Origin of the sequence: Schleiferilactobacillus harbinensis, assembly GCF_008694105.1 — a bacterium.
Taxonomy (GTDB): Bacteria; Bacillota; Bacilli; order Lactobacillales; family Lactobacillaceae; genus Schleiferilactobacillus; species Schleiferilactobacillus harbinensis.
In genome coordinates, this window is record NZ_CP041364.1 from 2,698,273 (window position 1) to 2,719,343 (window position 21,071).

General features: G+C 55.8%; 24 protein-coding genes. 15 read left to right on the plus strand and 9 right to left on the minus strand.

Annotated features, from left to right (window positions below; genetic code table 11):
* The first annotated feature begins 16 nt into the window (after nt 1-16).
* From FMM01_RS13285 to FMM01_RS13300, 4 genes are all read left to right on the plus strand, one after another.
* Nucleotides 17-832, plus strand: a complete 816-nt coding sequence (locus tag FMM01_RS13285; protein WP_150392837.1) for a PTS mannose/fructose/sorbose transporter subunit IIC — start codon at nt 17-19, stop codon at nt 830-832.
* 17 nt (nt 833-849) lie between these two features.
* A complete protein-coding gene (locus FMM01_RS13290) occupies nt 850-1,770 on the plus strand; it encodes a PTS system mannose/fructose/sorbose family transporter subunit IID (RefSeq protein WP_027829190.1) in 921 nt (306 codons plus the stop codon).
* Nucleotides 1,771-1,882: 112 nt separating this feature from the next.
* Nucleotides 1,883-2,266 (plus strand): DUF956 family protein, encoded by a 384-nt coding sequence (locus tag FMM01_RS13295; protein ID WP_150392838.1) that lies wholly within the window; start codon nt 1,883-1,885, stop codon nt 2,264-2,266.
* Between the two features lie 179 nt (nt 2,267-2,445).
* Nucleotides 2,446-2,805, plus strand: coding sequence for a DUF956 family protein (locus tag FMM01_RS13300; RefSeq protein WP_190973375.1), 360 nt, complete (start codon nt 2,446-2,448; stop codon nt 2,803-2,805).
* 30 nt (nt 2,806-2,835) lie between these two features.
* Here the strand turns inward: FMM01_RS13300 and FMM01_RS13305 are convergent, their stop codons facing one another.
* Nucleotides 2,836-3,978, minus strand: coding sequence for an MFS transporter (locus FMM01_RS13305; protein WP_223850079.1), 1,143 nt, complete (start codon nt 3,976-3,978; stop codon nt 2,836-2,838).
* Between the two features lie 187 nt (nt 3,979-4,165).
* Between FMM01_RS13305 and FMM01_RS13310 the strand changes: the two genes are divergently transcribed.
* From FMM01_RS13310 to FMM01_RS13320, 3 genes are read left to right on the plus strand one after another with little or no spacing between them, the layout of a single operon-like run.
* The gene (locus FMM01_RS13310) at nt 4,166-4,723 is read left to right on the plus strand and encodes a restriction endonuclease (RefSeq protein WP_051225410.1); all 558 of its coding nucleotides are present in this window, start codon (nt 4,166-4,168) and stop codon (nt 4,721-4,723) included.
* Nucleotides 4,724-4,755: 32 nt separating this feature from the next.
* On the plus strand, nt 4,756-5,583 hold the full coding sequence (locus tag FMM01_RS13315) for a sugar phosphate isomerase/epimerase family protein (protein WP_150392841.1): 828 nt from the start codon (nt 4,756-4,758) through the stop codon (nt 5,581-5,583).
* Nucleotides 5,580-6,398, plus strand: a complete 819-nt coding sequence (locus FMM01_RS13320; protein WP_150392842.1) for an SGNH/GDSL hydrolase family protein — start codon at nt 5,580-5,582, stop codon at nt 6,396-6,398. The genes FMM01_RS13315 and FMM01_RS13320 overlap by 4 nt, the downstream gene beginning before the upstream one ends.
* Here FMM01_RS13320 and FMM01_RS13325 read toward each other — a convergent pair.
* A complete protein-coding gene (locus tag FMM01_RS13325) occupies nt 6,388-6,960 on the minus strand; it encodes a TetR/AcrR family transcriptional regulator (RefSeq protein WP_063516310.1) in 573 nt (190 codons plus the stop codon). The two genes, FMM01_RS13320 and FMM01_RS13325, sit on opposite strands and share 11 nt — an antisense overlap.
* Before the next feature lie 52 nt (nt 6,961-7,012).
* On the minus strand, nt 7,013-7,519 hold the full coding sequence (locus FMM01_RS13330; protein ID WP_190973376.1) for a VanZ family protein: 507 nt from the start codon (nt 7,517-7,519) through the stop codon (nt 7,013-7,015).
* Nucleotides 7,520-7,685: 166 nt separating this feature from the next.
* On the opposite strand from FMM01_RS13330, the gene FMM01_RS13335 reads away from it, so the two are divergent.
* The 3 genes from FMM01_RS13335 to manA all read left to right on the plus strand — a co-directional run bounded on the left by FMM01_RS13335 (nt 7,686) and on the right by manA (nt 9,571).
* Nucleotides 7,686-7,976, plus strand: coding sequence for a hypothetical protein (locus FMM01_RS13335; protein WP_146993835.1), 291 nt, complete (start codon nt 7,686-7,688; stop codon nt 7,974-7,976).
* Nucleotides 7,973-8,524 carry a nucleoside/nucleotide kinase family protein gene (locus FMM01_RS13340; RefSeq protein WP_150392844.1) on the plus strand — a complete coding sequence of 184 codons (552 nt, stop codon included), beginning with the start codon at nt 7,973-7,975 and terminating at the stop codon, nt 8,522-8,524. Before FMM01_RS13335 ends, FMM01_RS13340 begins: the two co-directional genes overlap by 4 nt.
* 72 nt (nt 8,525-8,596) lie before the next feature.
* Nucleotides 8,597-9,571, plus strand: coding sequence for a mannose-6-phosphate isomerase, class I (manA, locus tag FMM01_RS13345; RefSeq protein WP_035440922.1), 975 nt, complete (start codon nt 8,597-8,599; stop codon nt 9,569-9,571).
* Nucleotides 9,572-9,618: 47 nt separating this feature from the next.
* On the opposite strand, the gene FMM01_RS13350 is transcribed toward manA, so the two are convergent.
* Nucleotides 9,619-10,227 carry a hypothetical protein gene (locus tag FMM01_RS13350; protein WP_150392845.1) on the minus strand — a complete coding sequence of 203 codons (609 nt, stop codon included), beginning with the start codon at nt 10,225-10,227 and terminating at the stop codon, nt 9,619-9,621.
* Complete coding sequence (locus FMM01_RS13355) at nt 10,224-10,550, minus strand: hypothetical protein (RefSeq protein WP_150392846.1); 327 nt, start codon at nt 10,548-10,550, stop codon at nt 10,224-10,226. Before FMM01_RS13355 ends, FMM01_RS13350 begins: the two co-directional genes overlap by 4 nt.
* 155 nt (nt 10,551-10,705) lie before the next feature.
* On the opposite strand from FMM01_RS13355, the gene FMM01_RS13360 reads away from it, so the two are divergent.
* The 3 genes from FMM01_RS13360 (at nt 10,706) to FMM01_RS13370 (ending at nt 15,989) form a co-directional block, all read left to right on the plus strand.
* Nucleotides 10,706-12,007 (plus strand): hypothetical protein, encoded by a 1,302-nt coding sequence (locus tag FMM01_RS13360; RefSeq protein WP_150392847.1) that lies wholly within the window; start codon nt 10,706-10,708, stop codon nt 12,005-12,007.
* Nucleotides 12,008-12,036: 29 nt separating this feature from the next.
* Nucleotides 12,037-14,784 carry a transglycosylase domain-containing protein gene (locus FMM01_RS13365; protein ID WP_223849950.1) on the plus strand — a complete coding sequence of 916 codons (2,748 nt, stop codon included), beginning with the start codon at nt 12,037-12,039 and terminating at the stop codon, nt 14,782-14,784.
* 98 nt (nt 14,785-14,882) lie between these two features.
* Entirely contained in the window at nt 14,883-15,989 is a 1,107-nt protein-coding gene (locus FMM01_RS13370; protein WP_150392849.1) for an SLC13 family permease, read from the plus strand.
* 3 nt (nt 15,990-15,992) lie between these two features.
* Here the strand turns inward: FMM01_RS13370 and FMM01_RS13375 are convergent, their stop codons facing one another.
* From FMM01_RS13375 to FMM01_RS13385, 3 genes are read right to left on the minus strand one after another with little or no spacing between them, the layout of a single operon-like run.
* Nucleotides 15,993-17,270 carry a ferric reductase-like transmembrane domain-containing protein gene (locus tag FMM01_RS13375; RefSeq protein WP_150392850.1) on the minus strand — a complete coding sequence of 426 codons (1,278 nt, stop codon included), beginning with the start codon at nt 17,268-17,270 and terminating at the stop codon, nt 15,993-15,995.
* Nucleotides 17,254-18,039 carry an FAD:protein FMN transferase gene (locus tag FMM01_RS13380; protein ID WP_150392851.1) on the minus strand — a complete coding sequence of 262 codons (786 nt, stop codon included), beginning with the start codon at nt 18,037-18,039 and terminating at the stop codon, nt 17,254-17,256. Before FMM01_RS13380 ends, FMM01_RS13375 begins: the two co-directional genes overlap by 17 nt.
* Nucleotides 18,036-18,515, minus strand: coding sequence for an FMN-binding protein (locus FMM01_RS13385; RefSeq protein ID WP_150392852.1), 480 nt, complete (start codon nt 18,513-18,515; stop codon nt 18,036-18,038). Before FMM01_RS13385 ends, FMM01_RS13380 begins: the two co-directional genes overlap by 4 nt.
* A 140-nt stretch (nt 18,516-18,655) precedes the next feature.
* On the opposite strand from FMM01_RS13385, the gene FMM01_RS13390 reads away from it, so the two are divergent.
* A complete protein-coding gene (locus tag FMM01_RS13390; protein WP_056990062.1) occupies nt 18,656-19,003 on the plus strand; it encodes a hypothetical protein in 348 nt (115 codons plus the stop codon).
* A 268-nt stretch (nt 19,004-19,271) separates the two neighbouring features.
* Here FMM01_RS13390 and FMM01_RS13395 read toward each other — a convergent pair whose 3' ends face one another.
* A complete protein-coding gene (locus FMM01_RS13395) occupies nt 19,272-20,174 on the minus strand; it encodes an Rgg/GadR/MutR family transcriptional regulator (RefSeq protein ID WP_150392853.1) in 903 nt (300 codons plus the stop codon).
* A gap of 221 nt (nt 20,175-20,395) precedes the next feature.
* Here FMM01_RS13395 and FMM01_RS13400 point away from each other — a divergent pair, with 221 nt between their 5' ends.
* A complete protein-coding gene (locus FMM01_RS13400) occupies nt 20,396-20,986 on the plus strand; it encodes an SLAP domain-containing protein (protein ID WP_150392854.1) in 591 nt (196 codons plus the stop codon).
* Nucleotides 20,987-21,071 lie beyond the last annotated feature (85 nt).

The following is a 21,071-nucleotide window of genomic DNA, read 5'->3' on the forward strand; positions in this document are numbered from 1 at the left end:
AGAGAGGCTAATACTGATGAATTTAAACATTATTCAAATCATATTAGTCATCGGTGTGTCATTCCTAGCGGGGATGGAAGGTATCTTGGATGAATTCCACTTTCATCAGCCCATTATTGCCTGCACGCTGATCGGCTTAGTCACGGGGAACTTGATCCCGTGTGTGATGTTAGGCGGTCAATTGGAAATGATCGCGTTGGGTTGGGCAAACATTGGCGCCGCTGTGGCGCCTGATGCCGCCTTGGCTTCTGTTGCATCCGCCATTATTCTGGTTCTTGGTGGCCAAGGACAAGCAGGCGTTAAGTCCGCCATTGCCATTGCGATTCCTCTGGCAGTTGCCGGCTTGCTGCTGACAACTGTTGTACGGACCTTGGCAACTGGTATTGTCCACTTGATGGACCGGGCAGCTGACGATGGTAATTTCCGGATGATCGATATTTGGCAAGTCGTCGCGATCATCATGCAAGGGCTGCGGATCGCGATTCCAGCCGGGTTGATTCTGGCTGTTGGTACTACCCGGGTGCGGGACTTGCTGGCCTTGATGCCGCAATGGCTGACTGATGGTTTAGGCATCGGCGGCGGCATGGTCGTGGCCGTTGGGTATGCCATGATCATCAACATGATGGCGACCCGAGAAGTTTGGCCGTTCTTCGCCATCGGCTTTGTTTTAGCCACAGTGAAGGAAATTACCTTGATCGGCTTGGGCGCCATCGGCATTTCCCTGGCGCTGATCTACCTGGCGTTGTCCAAGATGGGCGGCAGCTCTAATGGCAGCGGCTCCAGCAATAATAATACAGGTGATCCAGTCGGCAAGATCATAGACGATTATTGAGAAAGGGGGGCTAAACAATGGCAGATGATAAGCAGCGTATTACATTAACTAAAGGCGATCGGCTCCATGTTTGGTGGCGGTCCACGTTCATTCAAGGGTCATGGAACTACGAACGGATGCAGAACGGCGGTTTTGCTTATTCGATGATTCCGGCCTTGAAGAAGCTGTACAAGACCAAGGAAGACCGGGCCGCTGCGTTGAAGCGGCACTTGGAATTCTTCAACACTCACCCGTATCTGGCCTCCCCGATCATTGGGGTGACTTTGGCGCTGGAAGAAGACCGGGCCAATGGGGCACCGGTTGACGATGTTGCCATTCAAGGTGTAAAAGTCGGGATGATGGGCCCGTTGGCTGGTATCGGGGATCCGGTATTCTGGTTCACTATTAAGCCAATCATTGGGGCCTTAGCCGCATCTTTGGCGATGAGCGGGAATATTATGGGCCCGTTGATCTACTTCTTTGCTTGGAACATTATCCGGATGGCCTTCACTTGGTACACCCAAGAATTCGGCTATAAAGTCGGGTCCAAGATTACTGATGACTTATCCGGCGGTTTACTGCAAGAAGTTACAAAGGGGGCCACTATCCTCGGGATGTTTATCCTGGGATCGCTGGTCAACCGGTGGGTAGCTGTTAAGTTCACCCCGGTTGTTTCCTCTGTCCCGCAACAGAAGGGTGCCTACATTGACTGGAACACATTACCGGCTGGCGCTAAGGGGATTCAAAAAGCCCTGCAGCTGCAAGGCGAAGGCCGTGCGTTGACAGCGACTAAGGTCACCACGTTGCAAGACAACTTGGACATGCTGATTCCTGGCTTGGCCGCATTGGGTCTGACCTTCCTCTGCATGTGGTTGCTGAAGAAGAAAGTGTCACCCATCGTCATCATCCTCGGCCTCTTCGTCGTTGGTGTTGTCATGCACGTAATTGGTTGGATGTAATTATTTCAGGTTAATATTCATTGGCTCGGGTGCTTTCGGCCCGGGCCTTTTGTATTTCCAGACGTGATACAATTAATAATGTAAGCAGTGAATGGAGAAAGTGGGCACAGATATGGTCGAATCATTAAACACGAAAGTCGAGCTGGTGACGGATGCCACGTCTTATCTCGGTCTGCCCGAATATGGCAAGATTATGATCGGGGACAAGGGGTTTGAGTTCTATAACGAAAAGAACCTCAAGCACTACATCCAAATTCCCTGGGACGAAGTGAACTTCGTAATCGTCTCCGTGGTCTTCGGCGGCAAATGGATTCCCCGTTATGCCGTAGAAACCAAAAAGGCCGGCACCTATTCCTTTGCTTCGAAGGACCCCAAACGGGTCTTGCGGGCGATTCGCGAACACGTCAATCCCGACCATATCGTGAAGTCCCTGAGCTTCTGGCAAGTAATCACCCGGGCCTTCCGGCGTAAAAAGAAACAATCCCCTAAGAACTAGTCATATTATTTGGCGTCTTAACGGCACTGTGGTATGGTCGAATAGATAAGGACAATAGTGCGAGCGTCTGCAGTGCATTAATGCACGATACTGAGTACAATAGGGCATTAAGTAAGAGCGCACACTGTTGCGACACCCGGGGGCCAAACAAAACCTTCGGTGGGAAAGGAGCGGTCCCTATGGATCAACCGCTAAATCAAGAAATCGAACTGACGACCCGGGCCCGGACGAATATGACCGGCACTTATCGCGCTGGTATGTTGGCGTTGGGCAATGCCGGGCTTGAGTTTATCACCCGGGCAGTCCAGGCCAAGAACTTCACCTGGCTGCCCTGGGCCCAGATCCAATACGTCTGGATCGAGACCTTCTTCGGCGGCCGCTTGACCCGTGGGTTCCAAGTAACCACGGTGGATGGTGACCAGTGGGAGTTCAATGTTGCCCACGTCCAGACAGTATTGGCTTACATGGCCCGGCATTTATCATCTCGGCAAATTTTGCAAGATGGCCGGACTTGGCGGCCCACCAAGACGGCAGAATAAAATTGTAATACACCAGCGCTGGGACTTCGGTCACAGCGCTTTTTTCGGCCGAAAAATCAGTAAATGGGCAATGTAGGCCAGCAGCTGAAAGACCAGTCCGGCCGCGGTGACGCCCAGCCAACCGGCCTGCTGCCACATGGTAGTGCCCAGCAGACTGCCCAAGGAGCCGCCCAAAAAGTAACTAAACATGAAGACTGTGTTGGTGCGGTTGCTGATGTGTTCGCCGAGATTCTGCACCCGGGTCTGGTTCGAGACTTGACCGAACTGATTGCCGACATCCAGCAGGATAATACTCAAGACCAGCAGGACGACGAATTGACCGCCGGCCATCAGCAGCAGAAAGGCCAGGGTTTCCAGCAGCAAACCGATCAGGACCAGGTGCCGGTCAGAAAAGCGGTCCGCCAGCCGACCGATGAGCGGCGCGGCCAGGGCGCCAAAGAGGCCAAAGATAGCCAGTAAACCCGCTTCCCGGGTGCCCCAGCGATAGACTGGGCTGGCAATATAAAAGATCAGAGTGGACCAGAAAATAGAAAATGTGCCAAACATGAAGAAGCCGTTCACGGCTGCCTCTTGCAAGACCCGGTGCTGTCGGATCAACCCGGGGATCGTGGCCAGAGTTTGCCAGTAGTTCAGTGCATGATGGGGCGGTCGGCCGGGATCTGGCAGGGTCAGGGCCAACACGCCGGCTAAGGCCAAGATGACCACGACGGCAATCAGATAAATTGTCCGCCACGGCCAAATGCTGGCCACGATTCCGGAAATCGTCCGGGAGAGCAGAATCCCGACCAGTAAACCGCCCAGTAATGTGCCCATCACCCGACCGCGCTTGGCCGGACCGGCTAGCACGGCACCGTAGGGGATGATGATCTGGGGCACGATGGAGACCAGCCCAATCAAAAAGGACGCCAATGAGAATAGCGCCAAAGTCGGGGCAAAATAAGCGCCCAGCAAGGTGATCCCGGACAAGAGACACATGCGGATGATCAGCTTGCGCCGATTGACGATATCCCCCAAGGGCACCAAAAGCAGCAGGCCCACAGCGTAGCCGAATTGGGTCAGCATCGCGGCTACGCCGACCGCGCCGTTGCTGACGCGGAAGCTTTGGGCAATGGCCGTTTCAATCGGCTGCAAGTAATAATTATTGGCGACGACAACGCCGCAGGTCAGAGCCATTACGAAGATCAAGCCCCGGGTCAATACTGGTCGTTTCTGTACCAAATTTCTCCATCCTTTCTCTACATTGATTATTGTGCCCATTCTCTTCCAGCCTGACAAGGGCAAGTTCGGCCCCGCGGCCGATTGCGTCGGGATGCGAACGCCCCGTACAATGGAGCGTAAGACACAAAGGAGGAGAAACGCCATGCGGCGTCTTGGCATCATTCTCAGTATTATTCTGGCGGCCGGGCTAGCCGGGTATCGCTTTCTGATTCAGCCCACGCTGCCGCTTTTTACCGCCCAGCAGTATGCCCCGTATTTCTGGACTGGGGTGGCCGTGCTGGTCGTTGGGTGGCTCATTGTCCTCATTCGCTTCCTGCTTCATTTACGGACCGGTATGGCCCGGATCGACCGGATGGACGGCATTGCTTTCGAGGAATACACGGCCCAGCTGCTGGTGCATCTGGGTTTCACAAAAGTCAAAGTGACCCCGGCCAGCCGGGATCAGGGGGTGGACATCATCGCCGAGGCCGATGGCGAGAGCTTCGGCATTCAGTGCAAACGGTATAACCATTCCGTGGACAACAGCGCGGTGCAGCAAGTTTTCACCGGCTGCGCGTTTTATCACCTGACGCACCCGGTGGTCATTTCTAACGCGTACTATACCAACAGTGCCAAGGAGCTGGCGGCCGGTGTGGGCGTCCGGCTGATCGATCGGGATGAATTGGCGGAAATGATCAGCGATGCCCGTAAAGGCCGCTGACAAGACCGGTAAAAATCGCTACAATCAAGGGTATGAACACACAGACAGAATTTCCCTATTTAGGCTTGAAAGCCAGTACTGATCCGGCCCAAATCGCTGAGCGGCTGCGTTACCGTCCGGCGGTTTTTGAGTTCTTCACGACGCCCGCGGACGTGACCCCGGCGGGATTGGCCCATTTGCGGACCATGATCGAATGGGTCCAGCACGATACGCGGCGTATTGTGATTCACCATCCGATGAGCTGGCACGGGACCCACGTGGAGATTGCCAGCCCTGATACCGGCTTGCGCGCTTTTGTGACCCAAAGTACCACCGCCTTGCTGCAAGTCGCGCAAGAAATGGACGTGCAGCTGCTGGTCCATGGGTCTTACAGCGAACCGCCAGCGGAAATAATTGCTGAATTCGGCTCGATCGCGGCCGGCCGGGCGGCGGTGCTGGCCCAGCTGGATCATTGGCGGGATCTGGGGGGCAATCATATTATGTTTGAAAATTCCATTTCGCCCACCTATACCTATAGCGATCCAGCCTATAATGCCGAGATTCTGGCCCATCATTATCGCCTGGCGTACGACACCAGCCATACGTTCATTGCCGCCCAGGGCGATAATGATGGGCTGGTCGCGTCGCTGCGTCAGTTGGCCCCAGCGATCGTTCATTACCATCTGGTGGATTCCATGGGTCAGCGGCATGACAGTTTACCGTTGGGTCAGGGAAAGATCGACTGGACGCGGGTCTGGCCGGTATTGAATCCGCGGGCCACAGATATCTACGAGATCACGCTGAAAGATCAGCTGGACAGTACCGCCCAGCGAGCGAGTCATGCTTACTTAGAACAAATTAAGGCGGCGGCAAAGCAATGAAACGACCGGAACATCACCATACTCATTGGTTCGTAGGCGTTGCGGCGGTCCTTTTTGTCCTCGCTGGGGTGATTGCAGTGTGTTCTGCTGTCCGCACCCATGCGGACGAGTGGGGCCTGACCGCCCCCTCGGCCGCTTCTGCGTCGGCATCAAAAAAAGCCGCCCCGGCGGCCACAACTGATAAACCAGCACTGGCCTGGACCGACTTTTCGACCCGCCGCCCCTTGGTGTACACAGCCTTGGGCGACAGTCTGGCCGTGGGCTATTTTGCGACGGCAAAGGATAAAGGGTACGTGCCTGAACTGGCGCGGACGATCACCGCCCAGCAGCAAGTGCCCGTCAAAGTCCATAATTTCAGTGAAAATGGCGGCAGCATCAACACGGTGGCCTTTCCCCAACTGGCCGCCATCTACGCGACGAAGCCCGATTTGGTGACCATTGAGTTCGGCACCAACGAGTCGGTCTATGACGATCCGCCCCATTCAGCCACGCCGGCCCGTTTTCAGAAGAATTTGACCCGGCTGATCAAGGACTTGCAGGTCCATACGGATGCGCAGATCGTGCTGCTGACGACGTGGAATCAGCCGCGTTCGGCGACTTATGATGCCCGGGTGCAGACGGTGGCCAAGCACTATGGATTGCGGGTCGCTAATCTGGAGCCGATCTGGGCGGATGCACAACAAAACGGCGCCCTCTCAACCAAGGGCGCCGCATCATTCTTAGGTTATGGCGACGGCTTTCATCCCAGCGATGCCGGCCATGCGCTGATCGCTAAGACCGTCTATCAGCAGGTCAAACCGCTGTTCACGCCTTAGCCGGCAACAACGCGATCATCTTGCTCGCGGCGGACTTCAAATCGAAGCTGCCGTTTTTGGCACTCCATTCGCTGAGCAATCCCAGCAAATCGTGGATGTAGTTCCAATACAAGTCTTCGCCGGACAACTCACCGGCCCACTGGCCCTGTTCTTTGCCCTGAACAAAGAGCGTGCGCAGGGCGGCCAGATAGTTGACCAGATAGCCGCCTTCTTGCAGGATCGTTAAGTCGCTCTCTTGGGTCAGGTACAGCACCAGCAGGCGCTTGAGCAGATCCGGCCCGAGGGTGATCGTGGCATTCACGGCAATATCCGTCAAGGTCTTGACCTTGTTGGTGATCGTTGCCGGCCCGGCCAGGATCTGGTCAAGCAAGACATTCGAATTGAGCAGCAGGTTGTTGTAGTAATCCAGCAGGATATCATCCTTGCTCTTGAAATAGTGATAGAACGATCCCTTGGTGACGTTGAATGAACCGGCAATATCGTTGACCGAAACGGCATCGAAGCCGTGTTTGCGGAACATGTCCAAGGCCCGGCCGGCCAGTTCTGCCCGGGTGACTTTCATGATGAGGAACCTCCTCTGATTTTTGTGATAAAATACATACCTCGGTATGTCATCATTGTAACCGAAAACGTACCCATAGTCCACGAATGAGACTTCCCAGTACCGTGCCGGTCACATTGGTGATGATATCGTTTACATCGCTCCAGCGATTAAGCTGGACCGTCAGGCCGGCGATGAACTGCCCGCCTTCGATCAAACAGGTCAGCGCCAAGCCCGCCAGCAGAATGCGCGGCCAGCGCCAGTGGTAAATGGTCTGGAGCAGGAAGCCGAAGGGAACGGTCATCAAAATATTCAGCCAGAAATCCGGCGTCAGCCCGCCGCGGAAGGGAATGGGGTTGGTCGGTGCTGTCCCGACCATGATTGGCGCCATGCCGCCCCAGACCCCGCGATGGGCGGGGAAGGGCGTAAAACACAGCGGAATCAGGACGGCGAGATAACCCCACAGGGCGAGCACCGCCAGCGCTTGGCCCCGGCTGTGGACCGTGCGCCAAGGCCGGACCGTGAGCAGTCCGCCCAGCCAGAGCAAGCCCATGATCCCCGCAGGCATCCATTTGATCATCGTCATTGCCTCCTTTTCTCAATAGTATACCGCAGTTGGCGTTTTGACAGATGAGTATGGAATCATATTGATGTTTTTTTAAGCAGGACTGACCGGATTAATGGCCGGTTCTGGTATACTGAAACCAGCTCAGTAGTTAACAAGACCGCAAAAGGAGACGATTTGCATGGCAATTGGTATTTTTGTGACCGAAATGGATCGATTGGATTATCAAGGCGGGGCCATCGTCAACGCCGCGTTGAACAGCCACTATTACAAGAAGGCGTATGCCGCAATCCAAGAGGCGCTGCCGGACTATACCTGGCATGAGCTCAAACTTAGCGAAACGCTGGATTTCAAAGACCAGCCCGATTTGATCATCGCGTCGCGCAACGTTGTGCCTTATATTGAGGCCATTGAACAGCGCTTCCCGGATGCCAAAGTAGAGAAATACGACACCTGGGCGCAACCGAAGTGACGCCGGTCTTATCGATCAGCGGGATCAGCGGCGGCGGCAAATCCACCCTCGTGCAGGCGGTCCGGGATCATCTGCCTGGCGCCGGCGTGGTTCGTTTTGACGACTTCAGCTTTGACCAGCGGCCGGAAGCGCCCGCGGCGGCCGTCACGGTGGTGGATCCGATCCGGGCTTTCAACCAGTACGACTTGACGGATTTAGCGGCCGCCATTCAGGCTGCCCAGCAGAACCACGCGATCGTCATCGTGGATTATCCCTTCGGCCGGGTCAATCGGCAGATCGCACCGCTGATTGATCTGGCTTTTTACGTTCAGACGCCGCTGGATGTGGCGTTTGCCCGGGCCTTGCGGCGGGACTACGCGGCAGCCGACACGACGAAAGCCGATATCCTCGCTTGGGCTAAGGCTTATTTGACACAGGCGCGGCCGCTTTTCGTCGTTCACGACACCGTCGTCAGTCAGCATGTCGACCAAGTAATTGACGGTATGCGGCCGCTGGCGGAGAAGGTAAAAACGATAGTTGACACATTGCGTGCCCAACAACTGATATAACAGATGACCCCGATTTCTATCGCCCGGTCCTTGGTATAATGAATGTGAATCTACTATTTGGAGGCCGCAAAAATGGCAATTGAACCGTTATTTCTCCATCCGTATTTCCAACCGAAGATCTGGGGCGGGCGCAAGCTGGCCAGTGAGTTCGGCTACAAACTCCCTAAGGGTAAAATTGGGGAATGCTGGGCCATCTCGGCCCATCCCCACGGTCCCAGCCGGGTGATCAACGGCCCGCTGGCCGGGCTGTCCTTGGACGATGCGTATCAAGTGCATCCAGAATATTTCGGCAATCCCAGCGAGAAAGTCTTCCCGTTACTGACCAAGATTCTGGACGCCGAAGCCAGTTTGTCGGTACAGGTCCACCCGGATGATGCGTATGCCGAGGAACATGAACACGAGTTGGGCAAAACGGAGTGCTGGTATGTCATCCAGGCCGATCCCGGCTCTTACTTGATTTATGGCCACCACGCTCAAACCCGCCAGCAATTGGCGGACATGATCCACGCCGGGGAATGGGACAAGCTGCTGCGCAAAGTACCGGTGAAAACCGGCGATTTCATCTTTGTACCCAGCGGTACGATCCACGCCCTGAACAAGGGCATCATGGTGCTGGAGACGCAGCAGTCCAGCGACACGACTTACCGGTTGTACGACTACGATCGGGTGGATGAAAAGACGGGGAAGAAGCGGGACCTGCACCTTAAGCAGTCCATTGATGTGACCACGGTGCCCCACCATGACCCGCAGCTGGATATCCAAACTGAGCAGCGCGGTGCGTCTACGTTCACGACCTACGTCAAGCCGCCGATTTCACCGTTCTTTAGTGTCTGGCAATGGCGGATCAAGGATAAGCAGCAGCTGCATCACGTCCAAGCGCCATACACCCTGGTGTCCGTGCTGGCTGGTGACGGGACGATCACTGTTGACGGCGACCCATACGAACTGCATAAGGGGATGCACTTCATCATTCCGGCTCAGATCAAGGACTGGACTGTTGAGGGCGATATGCAGATTATTGCGTCTGAACCAGGGAACGAAGAATAATTTTTACAAACGAAAACGGGATTGCCCACCAGCAGTCCCGTTTTCATTTACCCATTTTTCTGATTTCCTGGATTCACGTTACCCATGCGCAGCTGGGTGAATTTACTCTTATTCCGATCAAACGACAGCGTCAGCGGGTACCGTGTCCCGGCTTTTTTGACCACCAGCGAAAAGCGAGTGACCCGCGGGGCATCAGTAATTGTGTAGCCTGTAATCGCGGAGTTGTTGAACTTGCCGTTGCTGCGGCGCAGGTATTCCTGCAACCCGGCGGCACTGGCGTCGTCCAGGCCTAACTGGCGGGCGATGCCGACGAAGAGGGAACGGTCATTGATTTTTTCATACAGATCTGCCCGGCTCAGACCGTTTTTGATCTGGGTCAAAAAGTTGACCGCCGTGGCGTTGCCTGGGGTGCCCAGTCCGACTTTTGGGGCGATGAACTGCGGCTGCACCGTATCTTCGAAGCGGCCGGCATAATAGGAGGACAGCAGGCGGTCGCCCTGGTAGTAGATCCGGTAGCGGTAGGACCAAATCGTCGGTGTGTCCTGGTACCGATTGGCGCTGAGATAAAGAAAATCGCCCTGGGTATCGCGGCCATAACCCAGCAGGGTCAAGTCGCTGATGTATTGATAAGGCTTATCCGTTACCCATTTCTTCAATCGCTTAGCCTCTGCGGCGCCAGGAAAGTCGTGTAATTCTGATCGGCAACGATAAAGCGCTGCTGGGCTTCGGAAAAAGCAGCCAGGGCACTGGCCCGCTGTTTGGCGTCATTGCCGTCCAGCGAGACGCCCTTGACCGTTTCCTGGGCCGCGGCGGCGTCTGGGCTGACGACCCAATTGAAAGGGATGGTCTGCTGGGTCAGCCAGTTAGACAGGCCGGCCGCAATCTGCGTGCGGCGTACAAAGCCCACTGTGCCTAAAATCAGGATAATGGCTAAGGCGATGCCCCAACGCCATAGCCGCCATTTCTTTGCCTTTGTCATCGTTCGATCCTTCCCGCAATAATCTTTCTCCAGCATACCCGATTGGGGGAGGGAGCGCAAAAGCAGAAGAATGATTGCCCACGTTGATTTTTCTTCCCCGCGTCAATTGGGTACAATGGAGAAAGACATCAATCAGAAAGGACGATGGGGCGGCTTTGGGGACGCGGCGTTCACCGCAGTATCAGCATGCGAAACGGGTCATTTTGGTCATTGCGAATATTGTGATGGCTTTGTTTCTGGTGCTCCTGTTCAGCTGGTGGTTCCTGAATCACCACTTCAACGGCCAGGTCGAAGCGCAATACACGAACGTGGCCCAGCGGGCGCTGAAGACGACGGTACCCCCGGCGGCGCGGCAGGACTTGCAGACCAGCCACGATCGCTGGCAGTGGGCCTTCACCGATCACAGTCGGCAGGTGTGGCAGCACTTCACCACGGACTGGGCCAAGCGCCAGGAGCGGGCCAAGCTGGTCACGGATTTGTACGCGGACAAAGACCATTATCAGGACGGCGTGACCAGTGCCCGGTTGAATACGATCGACCAGACCCTGCTCCAGGAGAAAAACAGTACGGTGTATCAGGACCAGAAGAACCGGCTGGACACAGTCCAGGTCTGGTTCCAGCAAACCACGGATGCTAATGCGTTTATTCAAAAAATCTACAGCGACTACACTGCCACCAAGGTCGTTCCGACGCTGCAGCAGGTGGCCCAGACCAAGGCCTACTACAGCCTGATCCGCAATCGGACGATTGCCGACCGCTGGCGCCAGCCGGTGCAGAACCTGGCGGCGGCCTTTGATAAGAACACGTCGGCGACCAACGCGGCGCAAAGTGCGGCGGAGCAAAAGGCGCTGGACGAGTTGAAAAATGCCCCGCTGACCCAGGGCTATACGCCGGCCCAGGTGACAATCAGTCAGGGCGGTGAGACCCTGGCCGGCAACAGCGGCACGAATTACGATTCGATTCTGAGCAATGCCGATATCACCGCGACCAGTGTGCTGCTGGTGGATCAGTCCGCGAAGACGGCCCAGTTCCTGCACCGCAGCAGCGGCCATTACAGCACTACCGGCGACGCGATCACTCTGGACAATCTGAGTCTGAGCGGCGGTCAGTACAGTGTGAGCGCCATGATCAGCGGCGGGGCTCAGGGCGCCGTGGTGACGGCCCCCAGTGCCAGCGACTTCGGCCAGTATTACGCTCAGGCCAGTGCAGCGCCCAGTACCAGTCCGGTGGCCGATAGTGCCAACAGCAACGACACCAGCGACTTCAATGACGCGAGTACCGTCTTCTGGCTGCGCAACAATACCGACTTGCAAAACAGTATTCTGCTCAAGGGCCAGACCACCATTGGTTTTATCGCCGCCGGAGCCAGTACCCTGGGTAATATGATCAGTACCAGCAGCGGCTACACGACCATTGCCAATCAGATCACCGACAGTACCGTGGTGTACGTTTATTAATGAAGAAAAAGAAAGGAGGCACCCCGCGCGTGGCAGCTGACCAAGAACCACCCGTATTATCCCGCACGGCCCGGCGCAACGCCGAAAAGGCCGCGCGCCACCCCCGGCCGCCCAAGAAGCACCGCGGCTGGAAGATTTTCTTCGGGGTCCTCCTCACCTTAGTCGTGATCCTGGTCACAGCGGTGGGGGTTGCCTGGGCCAAGTACGGCGGCCAGGCCAAACAAGCGATTACCGACGGCTACACCATTGCGGCGACGGTGAAGCGGGCGGATTTTGCCCCGAAACAGCCCACCGTGGTCAAAGACCGCAATGGTCAAGTGATTCGGACACTATCACCGAACCAGCCGCTTTATTTGCGCTACAACCAAATCAATCCCGGCATCGTCAAGGGATTAGTCGCCGTGGAGGACCGCCGCTTTTTCGAACACCACGGGGTCGATCCCTACGCGGTGATCCGTTCGACGTTCAGCATGCTCCGCCGGCGCCAGGTCCAGGGGGGGTCGACCCTGACCCAGCAGCTGGTGAAGAATGATATCTTGAAAGACCAGAGTCAAACACCGATGCGTAAGATTCGGGAAATGGTGATTGCCCAGGAGCTGGAGCAAAAGTTCAGTAAACACGATATTCTTGAGTTCTATTTGAACGATACCTACTTTGGCCATGGCCAGTACGGGATCGGCAGTGCGGCAAAATTCTATTTCAACACGGATCAAAACAAACTGACGGCCAGTCAGATTGCTCTGCTGGTGGGTATTCCCAATAATCCGACCCTCTACGACCCATTGAATAACCCCACTGGCGCCCGCAACCGGCGCAACACCGTGCTCTATGTCTGGGAGCAGCAGGGCCTGATCGACAGCCAGGTCTTCGATCGGGAATCCGCCAAGCCGCTGGGGCTGAACGTGACCAACGCCAATCAGAACACCAACATCACCGACAACTACGCGGTGTCCTACGCCTTGACCAATGCGACAGAAGCCCTGATGTCAGCCAACGGCTTCACGTTCCAATATGCGTTCAAGGATACGAAGACCCAGCAGAACTATAACGCCCAATATAATCAGCTCTATCAGCAGGACTACGCCCAATTACTGAACGGCGGCTATGTGATCAACACGTCCATTGACATGGGCATTCAGCAGCAGATTGAGAAAATCACAAACGCGACCTATGCCCCCTATACGGCGAAGGACGGCCAAGGCCGCCTGCAGCCGCAAGTGGCCAGCACGGTGGTGGACAATCAAACCGGCGATGTGCTGGCAATCATCGGCGGCCGCTCCACCCAGAATGATCAAGTGAACCGGGCGCTCAGTGCCCGGCCGTTCGGATCCACTGCCAAGCCGATCGTCGCCTATGCGGAGGCGTTCAGCCGGGGCTACACGCCGATGAGCACCGTGGTCGACCGGCCGGTGACCAACGTCAACGGCCAGCCGTTGCAGAACTATTACGCCGGTTACCATGGCAGCATGACCATCCGCCACGCCCTGGAAGATTCCGTCAATACCGTGGCTTTCCAGCTGGCGGCCCAGGACACGCAGAAATCCTATTACGAGAAATTGGGCCAAATGCAGTTTTCTGCGATTACGCCGGCGGACTTGGCCAACGGCGCGGCGATGGCCTTGGGCAGTTTTCGCACCAATACCACCGAAATGGCGGGGGCTTACAGCAGCTTCGCCCGCAGCGGCCAGTTCATTGCGCCCAGCAACCTGACGACGCTGTATGACAGCTACAATCGGCGGACAGTCTTTCAAAATGGTCACGAAAAGAAAAATGTCTTCTCCGCCAATGCCAGTTACATGATGCTGAACACGATGCAGGGTGTCTTGAAGAATGGTCTGGGCAAGGCGGCGGCGCTGAATAATTATCCCTATACCGCCGGGAAAACCGGGACGACCGATAATTATCGGGATATCAGCTTCGTCGGGATGACCCCGCGCTTCACGATCGCCAACTGGACCGGCTACGATTCCAACAACAGCGGCAACAACGGCCAGCTGACCGATGCGATGCAGATGCTGCCGATGGCGCTGTTCAAAGCGGAGGGCCAGTATTTGGTGACCACGTTAAAGGAAGCCAAGACAGACTTTCCGATGCCCAGCACGATCAAGAAAGTGGGTAATAACAACCTGGCGGCCTTACCGGAGAAACAGACCCAAACGGTCAGCGACCGAATCACCAGCGAGTTGACCAGCCTGGCCAGCAGCCGCAAGCAGGCCAATGCCAAGCGGTTGGCCAATCTGGATTACCGGCTCATTTATCACTTGTCGAAGAAGGAAGAAGACCGGCGGGAGAAGGCGGTCAGTGAAGCGATCGCGCAGTTCAACAGTCAGGGCGATCTAACGGAATTGAAGAAATACGACACTCGGCTGAAGCAGATCCAGGATATGCGGTATAAGAATCAAAAGGTTCGGCGTCAATCGGCCAAGCGCAGCTTCGACGATCAGCTGAACCATCTGGTCCAGGATCTGAATTTCCAGCAGGCCCTGCTGCAAGAAGAGGAGAGCAACGCGAAATTGGCGAAGTATAACCAGCAGCGCGCAGCCATCGAGAGTCAGCGGGAGCAGGAGCGCCAGGCTAAGCTGGCGGCACTGCAGCCCCAGTACGAGAGTCAGCTGGCGGCGACTCGTCAGGCCTACGCCAACAACGCCAGCGATAAAGAGACCCAGCGGCAGAAACTCATTGCCATCATGAATGAAATCCGTTCTTATGGCGGCAGTGCGCCGGACCTGAACTTGAATGTGCCGGCAGCGGCCAGCAGCAGCGGCAGTGCCCGCTAACTCGCGGCGGAAAGCGCTTGTTGTGTCTTGTTAAGCAGCCAGAAATAGTGCAAAATAGAAACGTTCGTTTTTTTTCACTAACTTGAAAGAGGTTACTGATGGCTGTATTAAAGAGAATTGCCAGCGACCGGGTATTGCAGATCACCACCGTGATTGCCTGCCTGAGTCTGTTTTTGGCGCGCCCGCGGTTAGCGGATATCCACTTTGCGACGTTGTGGTCGGTATTGGGGATGCTCACGCTGATCCAGATCTTTGAGTACCTGCATGTGCTGGACGTGGCCGCGCATCATCTGACGAGTCACGCGCCCAATGCCCGCTGGTTAACTTGGCAGTTCATGCTGCTGGCGTTTGGCAGCGGCATGTTCTTGACCAACGATATCACGGTCTTAACGCTGGTCCCCCTGTATCTGCGCATCGCCCGCAAACATGCCTTACCGCAAATTCTGCCGGTCACCCTGGTTGGCATGACCGCTAATCTGGGCAGTGCCGCGACGCCCTTTGGCAATCCCCACAATATTTTCCTAGTCTCCCACTTTGTCGTTTCGCCAGCCACCTTCTTCAGCTGGTCGCTGCCGTTGGCGGTGTGCAGTGTTCTTTTTTTGTTTGCCTTAAGTTTCTTCGTGAAACCGCGACCGATACCGCCCATTAGCATTGCCAACGTCCAGATTGCGCCCCGGCCGTTTCTGGTGGCCTTGGGGGTGGCCGCGCTGATTTTTCTCGGCGTCTTTAAATTGATCCCGCCCTGGGTCGGGACGATCGCGGCAATCGTGGTTGCCCTGGGCGTGGCCCCGAGAATTATGGGTAATGTGGACTACGCGCTGGTCCTGACTTTTGTGCTGTTCTTTGTCGTGGTGAGCGACATCTCCCAAGTCGGGGCGATCTCCCACACTTTGAGTGCCTTAGAGGGCGACCACCTGTCCGTGTATTTGAGTGCCTTGGGCATCAGCCAGTTCATCAGCAATGTCCCGGCCACGATATTATTGGCGCCCTTCACGGGACACGCCCAGGCCTTGATTTACGGGGCTAATCTTGGCGGCTTGGGGAGTTTGGTGGCGTCCATGGCCAATTTGCTAACATTCAAACAGTATTGCGCCGAGGGCAGCGGCAATACCCGCACCTTCTTCGCCGGCTTCGCTGCCCTGAACGGCTTGGGGCTGGTGGTGATGGGGGCCATCGGCTGGGTGCTGCTCAGCATCATGGCCTGACCGTCACCAGGTGAAGGCTTCGTAATAGATTTGGCCCCGGGGAATACCGTGCTGGGTCAAGACTTTGATCCAGTGCCGGGCCAGCGCTGCCGGCCCGCCGATCAGCACCGCTGTCTGCGCGGTATTCGCTGGCAGCTGCTGCACAACCAGATCATCAGAGAAACGACCGACTTGCCGGAACACGGTGAATGCCGGTCGTTTTTGCCAGGCCTGGAATAACTCCGGGTAGAGCAGTCCCGCTGCCGTTCGGGCCGAATAGAAGAAAGTCGTCGGCTGCTGCGGCTGCGCGGCCGTGACCGACAGCAGCGGCACGACCCCGGTCCCGCCAGCAATCATGACCACGTGGGCCGGCTGCTGTTCGCGGAGAAAGGCCTGGTACCGGCCGTAGCCCCCTTGCAGGACGACTGGCTGGGGCGGCGCGACTGAGGCTAATTGGCGGGTGAAGTCGCCGTCCCCGCGAATTGCCAGGCGGATCACGGTCCGGTCATTGGCTGGATCATTGACGATGGAAAACGGGTGGGGTTCCCGCAAACCAGGGAGGGTAGGAAAACTGAGAAAGATAAAATCCCCGGCGTGCAGCGCCGGTTGTTGGATTCGGGGCAGCCGGATGGTCAGTTCCTGCACACCGGGGGTCAGCGGCCGATTGGCCAGCAACCGGCCGGCGGCGCGGGGCCCGAGCTTCGCCCAGGCATAACTGGCAGCCACCCCGAGGGATGCCGCCAGGAAGAGTACCAAGAAGGGCGTGATCGCCCGGATATACGAAATCAGCAAGACGTGGATAAAAATCAAGAGTGTCGCGACCAGATTCAACCGGTGGACCCAGACATTGAATTCGTGTTTGAAGATTTTTTCTAACCACGTCTTGAGCTGGGCCAAGGGCGGGACGCGGCTGGTGAGCCAGCCGGCGAGGAAAATCAAAGAATAGAGCATGACGGCCAGAAAAAGGTTGAAGGCCCAGTCCCCGGTACGTTCGATCCAGCCCTGGGATTGCGTGCTGGTTTTGTGCAGATAGGCCAGACCAAGGGCGGCGATGCTTAATAGACCATGGATCAGGTACATCTCCGGCAGGCCAATCAGGCGGTCCAGCCAGCGGGGCCGGGTGCTGAGATAAATCGCCGTGAGCATCCAGACATAGGCGATGACGCCGAACAGCACGGCCTGGCGTTCATCATTGTAGATGGCGGGCAGGCCAGCGTCCACAGTTTGCACAAACGGCAGCGGCACCAGAAAGAGGATGCCTAACCAGGCCAGCCCTAAAGCATAATTATGCCGTTTGAACATCACGGATCGCCCCTTTCGTAAAGGGATGCAAGACACGGTCGGCGGTGATGTAAAGACCGGTAAGCTGATTGGCCGCGAGGTGGGTCTGCCAGCGGGCTTCACCCCCAGCCATTCCGGCCGTCGCCCAGACATCCGCATCAGCTAAGTGGTCTGCTAAGACGGTGACCTGGGCCAGATCCCCGGGGCCGGTATGGCGAATATGATGGCCCCGTTTATTTTCCGCCGATGTGGCCACCGCCCCATTGGCCAGCTCATAAGCGGCAATGATCCGTTGCGGATTGGCCGGGTCTTCGATGCCGATGTGCCACGTGAAGGCACTGTCCGGCCGGGTGGCCGCCTGCAGGTCGCCGCCGCCATTGAGGCTCACGGCGATCACCCGGGGATTGGCCAGCAGCGGGGTCAGAAACGTGGTGGTGATTTGTTCCACCGCCCAGCCCTTCACGTAGCCGGTGGGGTCAAAGGCACCGTTAAAGAAGGGATCGAAATCCCCTTGGGTATAATGGGCCGCGGCTAAAGTGGCCGCATAAATTTCTTGAAATTCTGGCTCGGTGAGCAGCAGCTCCTGGTCTCCGGCCTGAAAGCGGCGCACCAGAGAGGTTTCTCGGAACGGCGAATATAACCGATTGATTCGGGCCAGTGCCGTACTCACTTGCTCAGCCGCTTGAGTCAGCAAAGGCGCCCCGGCGGCCCGGTCAGTGACGGCCAGACTGATGGTGAAGGGAATCGTCATTTCTTGCAGTGTGCGGTGAATAATAAATGGAATACTCATGCGCTCGCCTGACTTTCTTTGGCTTGGTTGATGGCGTTTTGCAGGGAATCTTTGAAGCCGGTACTGGTTTCCGTAGCCCCGGAGACCAGTTGGACGCTGGCACTTTGGCTCTTCAAGACTTCTTCTTTCAGGATCGGCAAGGCCTGGGCATTGATCTGCTCGGACCGCCGCTCTTCGTTGGGATAAGCGAGGGTGGTGACCTGACTGATGCGGCCGGCGCGCACGACGATCTGCAACTGCACGGCACCATGCGGGGTATCAACTGATTTGCCGGTGTACGTGCCGTCTTTCAAGGCTTGTTTGGCCGTGGCGGTCGTTGATGATGACGATGACGATGACGCCGCACTGCGCTGGTTACTGCTGGCCGCGGCGGATTCTACAGCCGCTGGTTTCTTAAAGAAGAGAATATACGTATCAATCACCATGGCCAACGCCACGGCGAGGGCAAGGAGAAAACCGATCGTTTTACGGTACATAGCGAATACCTCCATTCAAGTGCCCAGATTATACCGGATAATTGCGAAGAAATTGTTCTTTTTGCTTGCCTAAACGATTGCACCGGCCGGGCCAAACGATTACGCTAAGAACATGACTTGCTCAGAAAGGATGCTGGACCATGCCGATTAAAACCACTGTAATTAGTACCGATAAAGACAAAATGACGGATGCCCTGGGGGAATATCTGCGCCTTAACTTCACCGACCAACGCTTCGCCCGGGTCACTGACCGTTACGAAGGGGTTACCGAAATCCTAGACACGACCGGCGTCCAGGACGAATTAGCCGAGATCATCGGCTACTATCCCGAAGCCACGGAAACACAGCTGACCGCTACCCAGGTATCGGCGACGAAGACCGTGACCTTGACGCTCACCGTGGTCTTCCCGGATGTGGCCGGACCGGGGACCGAAACGATCCAGGTGCCGTTGACGGTGGCCGAGCCGGCGGCGGAAGCCGAGAGTTAGGACAAAAACAGGATGAAGAAAAAGCACACCATGAGTTTTTCGGGATGATGACCCTGAAAGCTCGTGGTGTGTTTTTCTCTGCTTTTATTTTGAACTATAGTTGTCAATCTGTGGCTTGGTTAATCATTGTAAGTACAGCGAATCTCTAACAATAAGGTCGAGTTTGGGATGTACAGGGGTGAATTATAGTTGTCAGATGGTGTATGACCGGCCGCAGCTGGTAAAATTTATCCCTGTCAGCAGATAACAGGAAGAGGGCTGCCAGCCATCAAGAGAGTGACAGCTTCCCAACAAGTCTTTCGCGCTGCTGTTCGATAAATCTGATCTCAGGTGTGAGATGCAGCCGCTGCATACTCGCAATGATCCACCGGAAGGAGTCGTTAGCCTCATCAACGTTGCCGAGCAAATATTGGTAAACGGCCTTCAAGTTTTCAAAGTGAAATGTATGATCTGTAAGGTGACGGGTACCCGGCGTGTGTTCGATACGCTGAATCAAATCACTGGCTTCATCTAGGCGATTGATGCTGAGAAAGATGGCCAAAACGTTCAACACAATTTCGGTGGTCTTTTCATCATTGGCCATAACGTCTTTGTATTTCATCACTTTAGCGAAGATGGTGTCTGCTACATATCCCAACACATCGGGGCCGGCAAAATAGGCAACAAAGCCAGCCAGGTACAAATCATATTGCATCCAGTTAGTGATGCCCAGTAAATAGTCCATGACTGCTGTGACGTTTGCGGCCAGTGGCGGCTGGTCATCGTCAACTAAGCCGACAGCACACTCTGCCGCAATACTATTTAGCCAATGCTGGTCCAACGGACTGTTCGGCTCGGTAATTGCGTCACGTTCCGTTTTTTGCAGGCGCTGAAGTTCGGTGACGTCAGATTGACGGACACCTTGGGTCAATTGATCGAAAAAATGAATGAAAGGCGTCCATTGATAGTGATAGACGTGATACATAAATTCAGCCATGGTGATATTCATTCTATCCAGCATCGGTAAAAACTTTTCAAGGCCAATGGACCCCTCGCCCCGTTCGAATTTACCTAAACCTGACGTAGAAATGATATCGCGGGCGACTTGGTTCATGGACAGGCCGCGCGATTGACGCAGCGTGCGAAAGGTACTGCCGAGTGATGCGGATGCGGGAGCGGGAATGGATGACATGAAAACCTCCAATGGGGATGCGCGGGCGTGAGACGACAATTAGCAACCAGTTTACCGCAAAGCAGAACCGTTCGGCAAGACAGTTGCCAGTAGTGTAATGGGCTTCTATGGCGCGGACCCGTTACAGTGCCGGCAAATTCAATGATGCGGATCGTTGGAGCGGCATGAAGCGGGTAAGCCAGTTTAACTGGATAACCGCGTGAAGAATTAGGAGGTCAATTATGGGAAAAATTGCAAGAACACTGACTATCGCAGGAGCGGTTCTGGGCTTAGCCCTTGTCGCGCCAGCTGCGCCGGCATTAGCGGCCAGCAGTACCAGCACGGACGTGGTGAATCCGACTAAGGAACAGCCCTGGTACCAACAATACCAAGCGACACCATTAAGTGCCACCATTGACATCAATTATGTGCCAGGCTATGGCGTGGCTGTCTGGACGGCACCGGTTGGGGGTCATACGATTCCCGGCAAGTTGCTGATGACCGGTACGAAGTGGAAGACCGTACGGACGACCAAGGTCAACGGGACTGATTGGTATGACTTGGGCGGCAACCAATGGATTGTCGCGCCGTATGCTCATGTGTACGGTGCACCAAACAGCACCACGGAAGTTGCGACCAGCAAGGTAGCGACGATCAACTATGTGCCTGGCTACAGCATTGCGGTTTGGACATCGCCGAACAACGGCACCCGCGTGCCGGGCAAGATGCTTAAACACGGCACTGCTTGGCGAGTCGTGGGCACCTTGAATAACGGTGAACTGTGGTACGACTTAGGCGGCCATCAGTGGATCCAAGCCCGTTACACTAAATAACGAGACTGAGTACAGTACCGACCGAATAGAAACCAAGACCGCCGCTGGTGTGTGGAAAACACTGGTGGCGGTCTATTTTTTTACC